Here is an 18,394-nt window from a genome sequence, read left to right as displayed (position 1 = left end):
CTTTTAAATACTGATATTTACTAGCTAAGCAGTTAATTGTGTACCGGAGGCAACCAGAAGAGGCTCTAAACGATTTACTGCCACTTTTACAAGGTCGAATTGTTTCAGGGATTTCTTTTGATTAATTTGTACATCTTTTGATATTAACATGCAGGTAGCGAGTTGTTTTTCATCGCACAACACCAAAACAATACCTTCACCCACCGATGTATGAATTTTAGCTAACCTATGATTAGCCCCAAAATATTCTATTTCATTAAACAACCAACTTTTCGGTGACACTGGTTTGTGAAAAGTTAAGGCTGCAGTGGCGTTAATGAGAATATGAGTAAGGTTTGCTTCAGAAAACTGTATATCACTATTTACTAAACAATTACCGATGGACAGGTAAATTTCAGTATCTCTAAGACTAAACAAACATTTCTCATCTGGGAGATCCACAATATGTTGTTCGTTATAGGCAGTTGTACATTGCCACTCTTTTCCCATGGACAACATTAGTTGACCATTTTCAGAGAACCAAAACCAATCTGCCATAGGCTGCAACATAAAAAAATTAGCACCAATTATTAGTAAATTTATGACCTAAAAAGCTAACACAAATTTCTACTATTAGGGTGCTAATTTGCCATATTTAATTATTCTAAAATGTCTAGATCTGTCGACGATCCTTATAAGGAATCCACGATCTCCTTGATCAAACTAGGTCCCTTGTAGATCAAAGATGAGTACACTTGGATCAGCTGCGATCCAGCTTGGATCCGTTCTTTTGCGCTTGATCCGGAGTGAATACCCCCTACGCCTATAACTGGTATTCTACCTGCGATCTCTTTGCATAACTTCTCTGCAACAGCCTCGCTTTTAGCTTGTAACACTGCCCCGCTTAGACCGCCCATTTCTTCAGAATATTCCTGCCCTTTAACCAGATCTCTGTCTAAAGTTGTGTTTGTTGCAATAACTCCGTCGATCTCTGCTTCGATCAAAGAATTTGCCATGTCGACAATTTCCACATCAGTTAGATCAGGTGCGATCTTCACTAGAATCGGGACATATTTCCCGTGCTCTACTGCTAATAATTTCTGCTCATTTTTAAGACCTTTTAGAAGCGTTTCTAAGGCATCTCCATGTTGTAGGTTTCTTAATCCTGGCGTGTTTGGGGAAGAGATATTTACGGTTACGTAACTTGCATAGTTATAGACTTTACGAAGGCAAATTAGATAGTCATCTAAGGCGTTTTCTTCTGGCGTAAGTTTATTTTTGCCAATGTTAATTCCAAGGACTCCGTCATATTTTGACTTCTTAACGTTTTTAATTAAGTTGTCTACGCCTTTATTATTGAATCCCATGCGATTAATAATCGCCTGCCCTTTTGGCAATCTAAACATGCGAGGCTTATCATTCCCTGCTTGGGGTTTTGGCGTAACCGTTCCAATTTCTACAAACCCAAATCCCATGGCTCCAAAAGCATCTATACACTCGCCATTTTTATCTAAGCCTGCAGCTAAGCCCACTGGGTTTTTAAATGTAATACCAAAAACATTGACTGGCTTTGGTGCAATAGTTTGCTTGTATATAAAGTTTAAAGGGGTGTTTTGCGTCCTTCTCAACCAATTGATAGTAAAGTCGTGACTCCACTCTGCATCTTGAGTGAATAAACATTTTTGAATAATTGAATACATATCTTTCTCTTTAGGCATAAAAAAGCCCCGGTGATACCAAAGGTAACAACCAGGGCTATGTTAGACAGTTTTATCAGTCGTTAGCGTTGATGCTTAGAAGCATTAACTCTCTAAGGGCTACGGAAAACTTGGCAAACTCGTGAGTGCTACTGGTTCTGAACTCCGACATCATATGATACCAGCGATCTAACAAAGATTGATTATTGTCCATCCAGTTTTTTAGAATTACTTCAGCATTTTTACCTTTTGACCCAGATAAAAGTACTGAGGTTAGAGAACGCTGCTGCCAATCTAGCTCTTCTCGATATGAAGCTCTAGCTAGAGCTTGCCAATGATTACTCACAGCTTGTTTATCTATTTGCTCTAAGAACCAATGTAACTCTAACTTAGAACCCAGTTTGTAGTACAAATTAGACACCAGTTGAATGTCTTTGTTTTCAGCATGGGCAATTTGCGCTATGTCCATACAGGGGAACATATTACTTAAAGCTGCTACTTTATAAGCAGTTTCTTTAGGAACGCCTGACTTTTCTAGCTCAGCACAAGCTGCTTGTAATTCTGTATATTCAGTTTCTACCAAGTAGTTTTCTAAGTTTGCATACAAGTCATCGTAAGTTGTTTGGTAACTATCAATTGCTTCTTGTATTCCAATAGATTTATTGCCGTGCCTTAAATACCAGCGAGACGCCCGGCGCATAGTGCGGCGCATACTATCTAGCATACCAAGTTGAACCTTTGAAGGTATGCAGTTATCTAGAGCCTCAACTTCTTTCCACAAAGTTTCCATTCTGTATATGCCTTTTACTACTGCGTATGCATTGGCAATTTCATCAACACCGGCACCAGTTTCTTCCTTAATTCTAAAGACATAGTTCATGCCTAAATCATTAATAATATTATTGGTGAGCTTAGTGGCAATAATTTCACTTCTAAGCGGATGTTGCTGCATTTGTGAAGAAAACTGTTGTTGTAGTTTTACAGGAAATGCTTCAATTAATAATTTTCCATGGTAAGGGTTATCGGTGATTGTCGGAACATTAAATTGCTCCTTCATAACCATTTTTCCGTAGGCAATTAAAACGGATAGCTCAGGCCTAGTAAGACCTGAAGATTTTGCTAATCTGTCTGAAATTTCATCATCGGTAGGGATAAACTCTAGCTCTCTGTTTAGATACCCTTCACGCTCGAGACCATGAATAAACCTAAGTTGCTCTCTTAATTGGCCTACTCCACCTAGTTTTGAAATGGATATAGACTCAGTTTGTCTGTAGCAATCTTGAATTACCAAGTCTCCTACTTCGTCTGTCATTTCGTAAAGCAAATTATTACGCTGCTTAATGGTTAAATCACCAGCACTTACTAAGGTATTCAACAGAATTTTGATATTAACTTCGTTATCTGAACAATCAACACCACCAACATTATCAATAAAGTCTGTATTTACCCTACCGCCATTTTCAGCAAACTCTATTCGCCCTAATTGGGTTGCACCTAAGTTACCGCCCTCACCTATAATTTTAGCTTTTAGCTCATTACCGTTTACACGAACATCATCGTTAGCTCTGTCACCCACTTGGGAATGGGTTTCTTTGCTACTTTTAACATACGTGCCAATTCCGCCATTCCATAGTAAGTCAACGGGCATTTTTAATACTGAATGTATTAGTTCATTTGGCGTCATGCTGGCTTGTTTAGTGTCCAACATCTTTTTCATTTCAGGGCTTAATTTAATTGATTTAGCAGAGCGGCTAAAGACATTCCCCCCTTTAGAAATCAATGACTTGTCATAGTCATCCCAGCTCAAAGAGGGATCTTCGAATAGACGTTTACGCTCTTTGTAACTGGTTTCAATATTTGGATTGGGGTCAAAAAAGATACTTAAATGGTTAAACGCCACAACCAATTTTGTATGTTTGGACAATAACATGCCATTACCAAATACATCTCCTGCCATATCACCAATAGCAACACAGGTAAAATCACTGGTTTGGCAATCTTTACCCATTTCTCTAAAGTGGCGTTTCACAGACTCCCAAGCACCTCTTGCGGTTATGCCCATCTTTTTATGGTCATAACCAATACTGCCACCGGATGCAAAAGCGTCACCAAGCCAAAAATTAAACTCTTCGGCTATGCCATTTGCAATATCTGAAAACGTCGCTGTACCTTTATCTGCTGCCACAACAAGATAAGCATCGTCTTCATCCAATCGCACCACATCTTTGGGATGAACCACTTTGCCATCAACTATGTTATCAGTTATGTCTAAGAGACTGCGGATAAAGGTTTTGTAGCATTCTTGCCCTTCTTTTTGAAAAGCTTCTCTGCCTTGTCCAATAGGAGGTTTTTTACATACAAATCCACCTTTGGCTCCAACAGGGACAATCACGGTATTTTTTACCTGTTGCGCTTTTACTAGACCTAAGATTTCTGTTCTAAAATCTTCTTGCCTATCAGACCAGCGCAACCCACCTCGGGCAACTTTGCCCCCTCTTAAGTGCACACCTTCGATTCTTGGGCTGTATACAAAAATCTCAAACTTAGGCCTAGGTAAAGGCATTTCAGGGATCAGCTCAGGTAATAGCTTGTAAGATATGTAAGCTTTATCGTTACCCTCATGGTCTTTTTGATAAAAGTTAGTTCTTAAGGTTGCTAGTATTAAATCTAAATAACGACGAATGATTCTATCGTCATCCAAATTCGAAACCTCATCTAATTGTTCTTTAATGGTATCTAATAACTTGTCTTCATCTTTACTACTGCGCTTAATGGCAGGATCAAATTTTTGATGAAACAAAGCTATCAACAAGGCAGCGATTTTTGGATAATTTGCCATGGTACCGGCAATATAATCATGGCTGAAAGAACTACCAATTTGGCGCATGTATTTAGCGTACGAACGTAAAATAGTTACGTTACGTCCAGGCAAACCTCCACTTAACACCAATCTATTGAAAGAATCATCTTCTAATTGGTTATACCAAACCTGTGAAAAAGCAGCTTGGAATAAGCTTTGTGCTTGGTCCATGTCTAAGTCATTACTGGCATTATGTAACATAGAAAAGTCCATGATCCAGTTTACGGAACCATCATCTAAGGTTACTTTATATGGACTTTCGTCGATTACGCGTAACCCAAAGTTCTCCAACATAGGCAAAACTGCAGACAAATGTATTGGCTCATTTCTGTGGAATAGCTTTAATCTAACTGCTTTGCTGTCAGGTCCTTCTTCTAAAGGACGATAAAACAACATATCTAGATTTTTATCTGCACTTAACTGTTCGAGCTTTTCAATATCAATAAGCGCTGCGCTGGGTAAATTGCATTCTTTATAACTGCTAGAGAAACCATTGATATAACTACGCTCTAGCTTTTTACCTTTGGCTTCACCATGGTTATCGCGGATAGTCGCTGAAAGTTTGTCTTCCCAACTTTTGTTTAACTCAATGATGTTCTTCTCTATTTCCTTCACATTATATTCCGCATTGTTATTTTTAACTCGGGTTATGTAGTGTGTCCTGGCGTAAACAGACTCTGAAAAATAAGTGGTAAACTCTACTTCTTGCTCACTTAAAAATGACTTTTTAAGCAAAGCTTGGGTCTCTTTTCTTAGCTTTGTGTTGTAGCGCTCTCTAGGAACAAACACCATACTAGATATAAAACGGCCGAAGTTGTCTTTGCGTACAAATAACCTAGACATTCCCCGCTCTTGCATCTGAAATATGCCCAAGATAATTTGTGCCAGTTCAGCGACTGTACCTTGTAACAATTCATCTCTAGGGTAAGTTTCTATAATGTTGAGAAAAGCTTTGTGCCCGTGTGTGCCAGGGTCAAATCCTGACAATTTAGAAATCTCTTCAATTTTTTTCTGTAGAACGGGAATTTGTGTGGCACTGCTATTGTAAAAAGAAGCAGAATATAATCCTATAAACCTGTCTTCACCTATTACATTTCCAGATTCATCAAAACGTTTTATTCCAATATAATCAAGGTATGCGGGGCGATGCACACGAGACCTAGAACTGGTTTTTGTTAACATGAGTGGATTTGAGCTAAGGGCTTCTTCTCGGGCAGTTAAAGGTATATTTGAAAGGACACGTTCACGATCAGTTTTAGAGTTTTTCATTAACCCCAAACTGGTGTCGTTGTCTGCTACCCAGCGGTGATCACCATCGATTCCCGTCACACTATAAGAACGATACCCCATCAAGGTGAAGTTATGATCACTCAACCAATTTAGAAACTTAATCAGTTCTTCATGTTCTTCTTTGCTAGTGACGGCTGGCTTGTTGCTAATACTGTCTACTAAATCAAGGAGACGCTTACGCATTGGCTGCCAATCATTTACTGCCAGAGAGACGTCATTTACAACGGACATCAATTCCTTAGCTAAAGTATCTAAGGCTTTTTTAGAAGTTTGTCGGTCCACCTCTATTAGAAACACAGTTTGCTTAAGTAAATCTTTTTTATCACTGTTTGGGCTTTCAAAGGAAAGCAATTTGCCCTTTTTATCGCGACATAAAGCAATCGGACTATGTAATAGTAGATGTGCTGTAATACCCATACGGTTTAACGCCATGCGGATAGAATCCACTAAAAATGGCATGTCCGGCACGATAACCTCAACAATGCTATGAGTAGATTGCCAGCCATGCTTCCCTATTTCTGGGTTAAAGGCTCTAATAAATGGCGCATTACCCTCGTAATCTACAAATTCATTCCAAAGACTAAGGGTTGCGCCGTACAAATCACTGTCACTTCTTTTGTCTAAGTCGTTACTTGCGATATTTTTAAATAGGGTTTTAGAGAAACGAGTAACCTGCTCTACATCTTTTAAGGCTACCTTTTTAGAAATTAACTGATACACGTTTTCTAGAAGAACAGAGTGCTGATTGTTTACTACTGTCATATGCTTGCCCAAACTAAGTTGACTAAATTTTGAAAAAGTATTCATCATTCAGAATGGTAAACGTTCTAGATGACAAACAATAATAGGTTAGACAAAAGACTGAGAAAGATACAGTTTTTGGCTTAAGTGACTGTATTCTCGCTAAAAATAAACCCTAAGAAAAGGGATTAATTTACGTAATTTTAACATATTTCATAGCTATGCAACTTTATATAAGAAAAGCGCCTATATAGGCAAAAACTGCATATTTGGGTAAATATTTATGCAAAAAAAGTTTTAAGAAATGGCGTAGTCGTTACGCCATTTTCTCGAAACTTTTAAACTTACTATTATTATCAATAATAAGCCTGTACCTACCTTTAATGCCCGAACGGGTAACGTGAGGTCGTAAATTTTTTGTGGGTAATTGAATCCGTTTACCGTTTTCAGCAGTCATAACTACTGTGTTTATACCTGGTTGATAAAGAGATTCACATTCATCATAGGTTAGTGATAATGAAAAATAAAAGGCTTGCATTCAAAAGCTCTCATCTTAAGGTAAACTTTTCGAAATTTTTTCAAATAAATCTTTGCTAAGCCCCTCTGTATCTCCAATGCGCATTAGCTGGTGCTGCATCATTTCCTGGCGCTCTTTGTCGACTTTTTGCCATTGAATTAAAGGCGTAATAATACGAGCTGCAACCTGAGGGTTAACACTATTTAATTTAATTAAATAATCTGCGACAAATTTGTAGCCACTCCCATCTAAGTTATGGAAACCTTTAACATTAAAAAATGCAAATGATCCTATTAACGCTCTAACCCGGTTAGGATTATTAATTGTAAATTGGCTATGACTCATCAAGAGTTCTATTCGAGACAAAATATCGGTTCTGTATGTATTGGCATGTAGTGCAAACCATTTATCCAGTACCAGAGGATCGTCATGCCACTTTTGTTCAAATTGCTCCATTAGGTTTTCAAATAGGTCTAAACCTGTTGACTGAGCAGCAGACAATGCCCCCAGTGAATCTGTCATGTTATCGCAACCAGAGAATTGCTCTCTTATGCAATCAGCTGCTAGGCTCTTATTGCCAAAACTCAGATACTTGAGAGCTAAGTTTGTAAGTTTACGCTGCTCAACCTGATTTTGATTATAGCTATACTTCTGTAGTGATTTATTTTTATAAATAGCTGTCCACTGAGGTTCAAATGCTTGCCCCATTTTAACTAAAAGGGATTCTCGTGTTTTATATAGGCTGTCGATGTTAACTGAGCTTGCTTGCTGAAATAGTGTTTCAAAGCTTGGCACAGATAACATCTCAGCTTTAAGGGCAATATCCATATCTTTACTATTAACGATTTCTTCAAAATATTTAACCGTACTATCAATTAATTGCTGGCTTTCATTTTCAGCCAATTTACTCGCCTGATGAATGCATTCACTAAACAAGGATTGCCCAGCATCCCAGCGTGCAAAATCATCAGGTGAAGCTACCATGACTTTTGCAAGCTCAGATGGTTGATAATCATAATGTAATTTGACTGGGGCACTAAAATTATGAAGTAACGATGGCAGAGGTTTGTTTTTCACCTCTTTAAACTCTAGGGTTTGAATTTCATCTTTAAGTTCAAAGGTATGCTCTTTTTCATCGGCAGTATTTAATAAGCTAAATTGAATAGGTATCACTAAATTGTGTTTAATTTGTTGCCCAAAAGTAGCTTCATTGGTTTGTTTAAACGTAATCTTATAGCTATTAGACTCTGCATCGTATTCATCAGTCACATCAATACTTGGGGTACCAGATTGGCTATACCACAACCTAAATTGGGTTAAGTCTTTGTTATTTGCATCCTCCATAGCCTGAACAAAATCATCACAGGTAACCGCTTGACCATCAAAACGTTCAAAGTACAACTTTATTCCCGCTAAAAAGCCTTGCTTACCTAAAATAGTATGCAACATCCTAATAACTTCTGAGCCCTTGTCGTATACAGTAACCGTATAGAAATTATTCATTTCCATCACTTCATCAGGTCTGATGGGATGTGACATGGCACTAGCATCTTCTGCAAATTGATGCTCTCTAATAATCCTTACATTTTTAATTCGGTTAACAATAGCAGAGCCCATATCAGCACTAAATTGCTGATCTCTGAAAACAGTTAAACCTTCTTTCAAGCTCAATTGGAACCAGTCTCGACAGGTTACTCTGTTACCGGTCCAGTTATGGAAATATTCGTGGGCAATAACCGCTTCAATATTGAAGTAATCTTCATCGGTAGCGGTTTCTGAATTGGCTAGTACAAATTTACTGTTAAATACGTTAAGACCTTTATTTTCCATGGCGCCCATGTTGAAAAAGTCTACGGCTACAATCATGTAAATATCTAAGTCATACTCCAAACCAAACTCTGTTTCGTCCCATCTCATTGCTTTTTTTAATGAGTCTAACGCGTGTTGTCCTCTGCTTAATTTTCCTTTATCAACAAATAGTTGCAGAGCAATTTCTCTATTCGACTGGGTAATAAAAGTATCTTCAAGAAGGTCAAAATCTCCAGCGACTAACGCAAACAAATAGCTAGGTTTATTGAAAGGGTCTTGCCAGGAAACAAAGTGCTTATTATCCGCTAAATCACCTGCAGCCACCTTATTGCCATTTGATAATAAAAATGGAAATTGGGTTTTATCGGCTATGATTTTTACATCGTAAACAGCTAATACATCTGGCCTGTCTAGAAAGTAAGTGATTTTTCTAAAGCCTTCTGCCTCACATTGGGTACAAAAAGCCCCAGCCGACAAATATAACCCTTCTAAACTGGTGTTTTCTTGAGGGTTAATTAGGTTTTCTATACGTAATTCAAACTTATCTAAATCTGTATGTAAACTAAGGCTTTCTTTATCTACCGTGTAATCACTATACTCTGCTCCGTTTACTGAAACAGACAACAATTCTAAACCTTCACCATTAAGTATCAGTGGCTTTTGGTGTCCACCTTGACGCTCTATTTGCGTAATGCAAATCACTCGAGTTGCAGTTGCTTCTAGTTGAAACTCAAGATTTACTTTATTTATTGTAAAATCTGGCTTTAGGTAATCACAACGTTTTTTTACGATAGGTGTATTAGTAGACATGACTTTCTCAAGTTTTATTAGATATAGATGAATGAAACAAGGCTGCTTAGATTTAAACAGCCTTTATAAAACTATACATAGTTTAAATGTATTACGACTTTGCTTCAGGTACTGGAATTCGTAAAATTTTAATACCTAAATAAGCATAAATAATAGACAAAACTGGATTAATTAAATTAAAAAATGCGTAAAACATATAATCTAAAGGGTTAACAGCTAGAACACCATGCATATAAACACCACAGGTATTCCAAGGTATTAAAGGTGATGTCAAGGTTCCGCCATCTTCTAAACTTCTAGATAGGTTTAATTGATCCAAACCACGTTTTTCAAATTCGTCTTTGTACATTCTGCCAGGCATTACGATTGCCATGTATTGGTCAGCCGTAATCAGGTTAGTACCGATACAGGTAAGTATAGTTCGAGTTACCATATCACCGGCCCCTTTTGCCCCTTTCAAGAAAGCTGTTACCGCACGTTTTAATAGCCCAACTCTTTCTAAAACCGCACCAAAAGTCATAGCACACATAATTAACCAAATGGTATTTAGCATGCTAGACATGCCACCACGACTAAGTAATGAATTTAAAGTCTCACTTGATGTATTAAAAGCAACGCCGTCAAACAGTGCCGTCCATACAACCTTAATAGACGCCCTTAGTGAGCTTGATTGTGAACTAGCTAAACTTGTGATGACATCAGGTTGGAATATCACCGCCCATACTCCGCCTAATAAAGCGCCAATTGCGACAGCAGGAAATGCAGGAACTTTCTTCACTGCCATACCCAAAAGCACCACAAGAGGCACCAACATATGTAATCCGAGGTTAAATTCTTGTTTTAAAATAGATTGCATTTCTAAAATTTTACTACTGGAATCCTGCTGATCAGCGCCAAATCCAATAATAATAAAAATAATGAGCGTAATAATGATGCTAGGTATAGTCGTCCACATCATGTATTGAATATGGTCAAAAAGATTGGTTCCGGCTATGGCGGGAGCCAAATTAGTAGTTTCAGATAAAGGAGATATTTTATCACCAAAATATGCACCTGATATCACCGCACCAGCTGTGATGGCTTCTGACATTCCCATACCAATTGATACACCCATTAAGGCTACACCAACTGTGGCCGCAGTAGTCCAAGAGCTACCAATACTCATAGCCACTATGCCGCATATTAAGCAACTAGCAGCATAAAACATCGACGGGTTTAATAGGTCTAAACCGTAATAAATAAGCGTTGGAACTGTGCCAGATAACATCCAAGTACCAATTAAAGAGCCTACCGCAAGCAATATTAAAATAGCCCCGAGAGATCTTGATATTCCCTTGATAATACCTTGTTCTATATCGTCCCAGCTATAACCATTTTTTATCCCAATGATTGCAGCAATACCCATAGCAATAAGTAGGGCTATCTGATTTGGGCCATATGAAGAGTTATCTTCAAACAGATATACAGAGCCACCCAATAAAGTAATTAAAATAAAAATAGGAATTAAGGCGTCAGATAAGGTAGCTTCTTTTTTTTGTTTTTCTTCTAACATGTCATTCAGGGTCCAACGTAAGTTTACAAAATTATCTAATCAACAATAGATAGATAGTACATAACAACAATAACCACAGGGCAGACAAAACGCACATACCAAGGCCAAACCTTCCAAAATATGCTCTGCTCTGCTTGTTCATTTCCTTGTTTAATTTCAGTTAATATTTGGTCCCGCTTCCAAACCCAGCCGGCAAAAATACACAACACTAACCCCAATAATGGTTGGCTATACTTAGTTGTAATATCAATTACCAAACCAAATAAAGCAGCCATATTAAAGGCAATAATAGAACTCAGAATAAAGATGGTTATTGTTAAAAGCCACACCGCTTTTTTACGGTCAACCTTTTTACTTTCAACCACATAAGCTACAGGTACCTCTAACATAGAAATAGAAGACGTTAGTGCTGCAATTAGCATCAATGCAAAAAACACAAATGCTACTACCACACCCATGGTGCCCATAGAGTCAAATAAAGAGGGTAAAACAGCAAAGATAAGATTAGGTCCATCGATTAACGCACCAGACTCGGTGAATATTTTAATTCCTTTATCAAGCGCAACATACATTGCGGGGATAATTAACATACCAGCTAGTATTGCGACGCCAATATCAACTAAGGCAACAGAGGCACCTAAATTGGGTAGGTTTTCTTTTTTGCTTACATATGAGCCGTAAACGAGCATAGTTCCCACACCTAAAGACATAGAGAAAAATGCCTGTCCCATAGCGTTAACCAATAATTTAGGATCCATAATTAAACTAAAATCTGGCTGCAGATAAGCTTTCCACCCTTCGCTGGCGCCCTTAAGGGTAGACACATAAACAATTAATAAAGCAATGATAATAAATAATGCAGGCATCAGACGAACAGACCATTTCTCTATTCCCTTACTGACTCCTCCCGTTACTATGCTGGCTGTCAGACATAAAAATAGTCCACAAAATAGAATATCTCTGGTGTAGGACGTAGTTACCAACCAAGTAGATAGTGATTCTTGACCTGCCATATCACTAATAGTTTGCACAAAATAGGACAGCATCCAACCTGCCACAAGTGCATAGAAAGACAAAATAAGGGAAACAGTAACAAAGCCCCAAACCCCTGCGGATTTACCTAGAAGATTACCATTTGATATTTTGGCTAGTGCATCTACCATATTAGAACGGGTGGCTCGCCCAATTATTAGTTCAGCCATTAGCACCGGATAGGCTAATAAAAAAGCTAAAACAATATAAACCAAAACAAACGCGGCACCGCCGTTACTTGCAACTTGGGTCGGGAAACCCCAAATATTCCCTAGACCAACTGCAGAACCAGCAGCAGCTAACACGAACCCTAATCGAGACGAAAACTCTCCACGTGCACTCATGCATTAACCTTTTTATTATTATATTTTTATGAGACAAAAGTATGGCCCCATGAAGGAGCCATACTTTTTATTTACTATTTATTGCGTAGATCCCTGCAGCTAAAACATCATATGTAATGTTCGCCGCTTCTTCTAAAAAGCCATCTATTTCTTCAAGTTCTTCAGGTAAGTCATCTAGGTTTTCAACTTTCTCTAAACCTAAACGGGCTAAACGTTCATTTGTTCTTACTAAGGCTCTTTGTTCGTTCTCTGCTTTTTCTTTTAAACGTTCAGATTCAACCAGAGAAATGGTTTTGTCTTCTTTTTTAGATTTGTACCTCACCATATCTTCATAGATATAGTTAAATTCACTCTTAACACGGCTATCATGCAAGGCTTGAATATTTGCCACCACATCTTTATTTTCACTAAAGGTGGTGTAGTTGGCTCGAGGAATACTGTCCCACGGCAATGCGTTTTCTTCTTGGCTTTCACCCCAATCAGCGTGGTCGATAACAGATGGGAATAATATATCCGGGATCACACCTTTATGCTGGGTACTACCACCATCGATTCGATAAAACTTAGCTATGGTAAACTGCACACTACCTAGTGGGTTTTCATACAAATCGTAAATACGACCTAGTGGACGGTGCTGTTGTACCGTACCTTTACCAAAAGTTTGCTCACCTAAGATCAAGGCTCGGTTATAGTCTTGCATGGCAGCAGCAAAGATTTCTGAAGCAGATGCACTATATCTATCGACTAAGACAGTCAAAGGGCCATCATAAAAAACTTTTCCATCAAGATCTTGCTCTAACCTGATGCGCCCTGCTCCATCTCTTATTTGTACCACTGGACCTTTGTCAATAAATAACCCAGATAGCAATGTAGCTTCAGTTAAAGAGCCTCCACCATTACCACGTAAATCGACAATAACACCTTGAACTCCTTGCTCAGTCAAAGAAGCGATTTCTCTTTTTACATCTTGATGTAATTTATTGTAAAAAGAAGGAATGGTAATCACCCCTAACTTTTGATCTTTATGGGGACCAGTTTTAGGCGTGTACACCTCAGACTTAGCTTCCCTATCTTCTAATTTGATTTTGTCACGTACAAGAGTTACCACATCAGGTACACTTGACTCAGAAGATCCTTTCATAATTTGAAGTTTTACAGTGCTACCTTTAGGGCCTTTGATAAGCTCTACAACTTCATCTAAGCGCCAGCCAATAACATCTACAAATTCATCGTCATCTTGCGCTACACCTACAATTTTATCTTCAGGTTTAATCTTTTGAGATAAATCAGCAGGTCCACCAGGTACAACACTGCGGATCACTGTGTAGTCATCTTCACTCAACAATACAGCGCCTATCCCTTCAAAAGATAAATTCATCTCCATTTGGAAACGTTCTGCATTACGGGGTGACAAATAACTAGTATGTGCTTCAATACTTCTAGCAAACGAATGCATCACAGTTTGAAATACATCTTCACTTGAGGTTTGCGTCAAGCGCTTGATGGCACGCTCATACCTTTTGCTCAGTAACTCTTGTATTTTTGGCCATTCTTTACCGGCAAGCTTAAGGTTGAGGGCGTCATATTTAACTCTTTGACGCCAAAGCTCGTCTAGCTCTGCTTCGTCCTTTGCCCAAGGCGCGTCTTCTCTATCATAAACGAATTTGTCGCCTGCTTGTTCAAAATCGAACTCCTTGTCCAATAGACTTAAAGCAAACTGGTAACGTTCGGTACGGCGCTGCATATTCAACTGGTAAATATCGTAAGCGATACTTAAATTACCTTTATCGATAGCATCATCAAATTTCTTACTATTTTCAGAAAATTTTGCAATATCAGCCGCAGTAAAAACGTTTCGATTAAAGTCTAAAGAACGAATAAAGCGATCAAATATTTTTACAGATAATTCATCATCTAAATCAATTTGCTTGTAATGGGCCCGCAAAAATTGGGAAGACACTCTTTTTGCTGCAGCTACATGCTGCGACTCTTGGCTAAGTTTTGGTAAGTCCTTTACACCTAAACTGCTTTCTAGCGCAAATGCTCCTGTGCTAGCGACTACTAATGCGGATAATACCGATACACGAATTGATTTAATCATTTAATTACCTCTTGGTGCGAGCCAACCTTAAATTTTCTAATTGCACTTTGACCACCATTCCTGAATCAAGTTGCACTTGAATACCATCTTTAGCGACATCTGTGATAGTTGCTGGCATAGGGGTTTTCCCAACTTTCACCGTTACAGCAGTGCCTGCAACAATTTGACTGTCATTAAGGCGCTCTGCGGGTGGTAATTTTTCTTTGGGTTGGGTTGGCTTTTTAGTCTTGGATGTAGGTTTGAACTTAGGTACATCTTTCTTTTTGAAGTTTTTCTTGGCTTCTAGTCCAGCTGCTTTTTGCTCTTTACGCTTTTCAGCAACTTTAGCTTTACTTTCCTCAAGTTGTTTTTGTGCATGTTCTACATGTTCATCATCAATTGTGGCAACTGCATTACCATCAATATCAACTCGTTGTGCACCCTTTTTAATGCTATGCAAATAACGCCAGCTATTGGTGTAATGACGTAAAGATGAGCGCAATAGTGTTTTACTTACGCGCTCTTCTTCAGCCAAACGCTCTGCCAAATCTTGAAAGATTCCAATTTTTAATGGTTTGGCGTCACCTTTGTTGCTAAAACAGGCAGGAAATTGCTCAACTAAGAAGTTTATTACTTCTTTGCTATTCGAAAATTTTTGTGGATTGTCCATTAAGTCTTCTAGTTTGTTTAATTACGAGGTTCTTGGTGCTCATCATCCCAAGTTGCTAGAAGTTGGTCAACCCAGTCGTACAAATCATCGTCATCAATATCGAGTAAATGGCTATCTTCTCGCCAATTTTCCCAAATATATTGGATCATGTTCTCTAAAGACTCAGTTTTTATGTCTTCATGGGCCTGATCGTAAACCATATGCAGTATGGTATTTAACCTATCAGTAGCAAGCTCTGCTCTGTCTTCCCAAAAATCCATATCATCAACCGTTGCTAAGGCAACATGAATATCAACTAAGTTTTTCATTTAGATGCCTCATCTACAATCAATGACTTTTCAAACAATTTTACTAATTGTGCTAAGCCATCTTTATCTTGCTCATCAAACCTTGCTATCGATGGACTATCTAAATCTAAAACAGCAAAAACCTTACCGTCTTTAATTATGGGCAACACTATTTCAGAGTTTGAAGCTGCATCACAAGAAATATGGCCAGCAAACTCATGAACATCTTTAATAACTTGTATTTGATTCTCCTGGGCAGCAGTACCACATACTCCTCTTCCCATTGGGATTCGAATGCAAGCAGGTTTACCATGAAAGGGCCCCAAAACTAATTGTTCGTCTTTACACAAGTAAAAGCCTGCCCAATTTACATCTTTTAACGCCCAATAAATGAGTGAGCTCAAATTTGCCATATTGGCCGTTATATCGGTCTCAGAGGCAATTAATGCCTCCGCTTGCTGCACTAACTCAGCATACTGCTGTTGTTTTTCTGGATTCATTAAAAAATAACCTAGGATAGTTTATTGGTAACTTGCTATTGAAGAGAAAACACCACACGTACTTGGGTTTCAGTTGTCATCTCTCCAGGCTCATAACTCTTGCTCATTTCTGCATCTTGGATACGCATACGAACAGGTACAGCCTGGCCAGCGGATTGCTCAGATATGGATATTACTTTGCCTAATTTCAAGTCTAAAGTATTCGCCATGTCTTTGGCTCTTGCTTTGGCATTAAGTAATGCTTGGCGCAGCGACGCTTGATAATACTGCTCAGATTGGCTACTGCTGTAGTTAAAGTTAGAGATATTTGTGAGATCAAGACTAAGTGCACTGTCTATAGCTTTTTCATAAAGCTGCAAATTATCTAAGGTAACGCTAATAGTCCGAGTGAGGATAAAGCCCTTTTGCTCCCTTTGTTTATTGTTGTACTCAATCCACGGATTAAACCTAACTTGCAATGCCTGAATGGAATTTTTCTTCACCCCTAGGTCTAAAAATGCATCTATGATATTTTTAGTTTTGTAACCCATAGCTTGGTTAAGCTTAGCTGCCGATGCACCTTTTTCTTCTAATGATAAAGTAAAACTAAATCTATCAGGCACACTATATACTTTGCCAATGCCTGTTACTTCTATCTGACGGGTAAGATCAACAGGTCCATTAACCTGCTTTGCACTTATTTGGCCAATACAAGCCAATAACACTACTAAAACTGTGATACGCATAACGATTCCTTTGTAAATTAAAGTAGCCAATGGTAACGGCTAATCATGAACCCTAACTTAATCATACTTATATTTTAAATTTTTCTGGGGCTCGCTTGTACTTAAGCACACAATTTTTGCAAATACAGACCGCATCACGACTGTCTTTTAGAAGTGCAATTAATGCTTTAGGGATAGGCTCATTAAAACACCAGCATGTGCCTTTGGTTGCCGTACATTGATTAGCAGTACGGCAGATTGGACATACCTGTGAATTTGATTGTAATAATTGAGAGCTAATAGGAATTGTCTTAATGTTGAGTAGGCACCTAGACAGTTTAAAAAGAATCTTCTGGAATATAAACCTCCCCTTTCATTAATTTTCTGGCGCTGCGACTCATAGATACTTTATCGATGCTCCAAACTTGGTTGCTACATTGCACTTCAGCCCCAACTTTCAAGGTGCCAGAGGGATGCCCAAACACTATGGTGTTTTTATTTGCTGCGCCTGCAGCTAGGTTGACTATGGTCCCTGGGATAGCAGCTGCACTTCCAATTGCTACAGCAGCTGTGCCCATCATGGCATGATGCAGCTTGCCCATTGAAAGGGCTCTTACAGACAGGTCTATGTCTTTTGCTAAAATCTTTTTGCCACTTGAGCTAATGTACTCTTTTGGCGGCGATACAAATGCAATCTTTGGAGTATGTTGTCTTGATTTGGCTTCATCAATATGATTGATTAAGCCCATTTTTACAGCACCATAGGCTCGAATTGTTTCAAATTTTCGCAGCGCTAAATCATCACTATTGATTTCCTCTTGTAATTCAGTCCCTGAGTACCCTAGGTCCGCAGCGTCCAAAAATATGGTTGGAATACCTGCGTTGATCATAGTGACCTTAAAGGTACCTATTTGAGGAACCGTTAAATCATCTATTAAATTACCTGTTGGAAAAGTAGCTTCGTTGGCATCAATTGGGGCCACAAAGTCGACTTTGACTTCAGCTGCAGGAAAAGTCACCCCATCAAGCTCAAAGTCACCAGTTTCTTGAACATTACCATTTACAATGGGAATATGGGCAATGATTGTTTTACTGATATTCGCTTGCCAAATACGAACTACAGCATAGCCATTTTCAGGTATTAGATTGCCATCAATTATCCCATTTTCAATGGCAAACGCCCCAACAGCTGCGGTTAAATTGCCACAGTTGCCACTCCAATCAATAAAAGGTTTGTCTATGGCTACCTGCCCAAATAGATAGTTTACATCATGGCCTGGCTCATCACTTTTTGAAAGAATCACTATTTTACTGGTACTAGAGGTAGCGCCCCCCAAACCATCGGTATGTTTACCATAGGGATCTGGGCTACCTATTACTCTTAACAGCAGATTATCTCTGGCTTTTCCAGGTTTTTGGGCTTTCAGCGGTAAATCTTCTAAATTAAAAAAAACACCTTTACTAGTACCACCACGCATATAAGTAGCAGGTATACCGATTTGCTTATTAATACTCATTGATT

The 18,394-nt window shown here is 38.6% G+C and carries 14 protein-coding genes; all 14 read right to left on the bottom strand.

The window, feature by feature from the left end:
• Nucleotides 1-24: 24 nt before the first annotated feature.
• Nucleotides 25-537, bottom strand: a complete 513-nt coding sequence (locus ACMUMK_RS07610) for a cell division protein ZapC domain-containing protein (RefSeq protein WP_414700532.1) — start codon at nucleotides 535-537, stop codon at nucleotides 25-27.
• A gap of 134 nt (nucleotides 538-671) precedes the next feature.
• Nucleotides 672-1,679, bottom strand: coding sequence for a quinone-dependent dihydroorotate dehydrogenase (gene pyrD / locus ACMUMK_RS07605; RefSeq protein WP_414701385.1), 1,008 nt, complete (start codon nucleotides 1,677-1,679; stop codon nucleotides 672-674).
• A gap of 73 nt (nucleotides 1,680-1,752) precedes the next feature.
• Nucleotides 1,753-6,588, bottom strand: coding sequence for an NAD-glutamate dehydrogenase (locus tag ACMUMK_RS07600; protein WP_414700531.1), 4,836 nt, complete (start codon nucleotides 6,586-6,588; stop codon nucleotides 1,753-1,755).
• Nucleotides 6,589-6,883: 295 nt separating this feature from the next.
• On the bottom strand, nucleotides 6,884-7,105 hold the full coding sequence (locus ACMUMK_RS07595) for a DUF2835 domain-containing protein (protein ID WP_414700530.1): 222 nt from the start codon (nucleotides 7,103-7,105) through the stop codon (nucleotides 6,884-6,886).
• A gap of 15 nt (nucleotides 7,106-7,120) precedes the next feature.
• The gene (pepN, locus tag ACMUMK_RS07590; RefSeq protein WP_414700529.1) at nucleotides 7,121-9,703 is read right to left on the bottom strand and encodes an aminopeptidase N; all 2,583 of its coding nucleotides are present in this window, start codon (nucleotides 9,701-9,703) and stop codon (nucleotides 7,121-7,123) included.
• Between the two features lie 91 nt (nucleotides 9,704-9,794).
• Nucleotides 9,795-11,255 carry a Na+/H+ antiporter NhaC gene (nhaC, locus tag ACMUMK_RS07585; protein ID WP_414700528.1) on the bottom strand — a complete coding sequence of 487 codons (1,461 nt, stop codon included), beginning with the start codon at nucleotides 11,253-11,255 and terminating at the stop codon, nucleotides 9,795-9,797.
• A gap of 35 nt (nucleotides 11,256-11,290) precedes the next feature.
• Nucleotides 11,291-12,631 (bottom strand): sodium-dependent transporter, encoded by a 1,341-nt coding sequence (locus ACMUMK_RS07580; RefSeq protein ID WP_414700527.1) that lies wholly within the window; start codon nucleotides 12,629-12,631, stop codon nucleotides 11,291-11,293.
• Between the two features lie 67 nt (nucleotides 12,632-12,698).
• On the bottom strand, nucleotides 12,699-14,732 hold the full coding sequence (prc, locus tag ACMUMK_RS07575) for a carboxy terminal-processing peptidase (protein WP_414700526.1): 2,034 nt from the start codon (nucleotides 14,730-14,732) through the stop codon (nucleotides 12,699-12,701).
• Between the two features lie 4 nt (nucleotides 14,733-14,736).
• Nucleotides 14,737-15,381, bottom strand: coding sequence for an RNA chaperone ProQ (gene proQ, locus ACMUMK_RS07570; RefSeq protein WP_414700525.1), 645 nt, complete (start codon nucleotides 15,379-15,381; stop codon nucleotides 14,737-14,739).
• Nucleotides 15,382-15,398: 17 nt separating this feature from the next.
• On the bottom strand, nucleotides 15,399-15,689 hold the full coding sequence (locus ACMUMK_RS07565; RefSeq protein ID WP_414700524.1) for a hypothetical protein: 291 nt from the start codon (nucleotides 15,687-15,689) through the stop codon (nucleotides 15,399-15,401).
• Nucleotides 15,686-16,168 (bottom strand): GAF domain-containing protein, encoded by a 483-nt coding sequence (locus tag ACMUMK_RS07560; protein ID WP_414700523.1) that lies wholly within the window; start codon nucleotides 16,166-16,168, stop codon nucleotides 15,686-15,688. Before ACMUMK_RS07560 ends, ACMUMK_RS07565 begins: the two co-directional genes overlap by 4 nt.
• A 35-nt stretch (nucleotides 16,169-16,203) precedes the next feature.
• Nucleotides 16,204-16,893, bottom strand: a complete 690-nt coding sequence (locus ACMUMK_RS07555; RefSeq protein ID WP_414700522.1) for an SIMPL domain-containing protein — start codon at nucleotides 16,891-16,893, stop codon at nucleotides 16,204-16,206.
• Nucleotides 16,894-16,960: 67 nt separating this feature from the next.
• Nucleotides 16,961-17,131, bottom strand: coding sequence for a cysteine-rich CWC family protein (locus ACMUMK_RS07550; protein WP_414701384.1), 171 nt, complete (start codon nucleotides 17,129-17,131; stop codon nucleotides 16,961-16,963).
• A gap of 79 nt (nucleotides 17,132-17,210) precedes the next feature.
• The gene (gene prpF / locus ACMUMK_RS07545; RefSeq protein WP_414700521.1) at nucleotides 17,211-18,389 is read right to left on the bottom strand and encodes a 2-methylaconitate cis-trans isomerase PrpF; all 1,179 of its coding nucleotides are present in this window, start codon (nucleotides 18,387-18,389) and stop codon (nucleotides 17,211-17,213) included.
• Nucleotides 18,390-18,394: the final 5 nt, after the last annotated feature.

The sequence above is a fragment of the Paraglaciecola sp. 2405UD69-4 genome (assembly GCF_047525415.1).
GTDB lineage: Bacteria > Pseudomonadota > Gammaproteobacteria > Enterobacterales > Alteromonadaceae > Paraglaciecola.
Note: the sequence above shows the minus strand (reverse complement) of the source record. Positions and strands in the feature narration are given on the sequence as shown.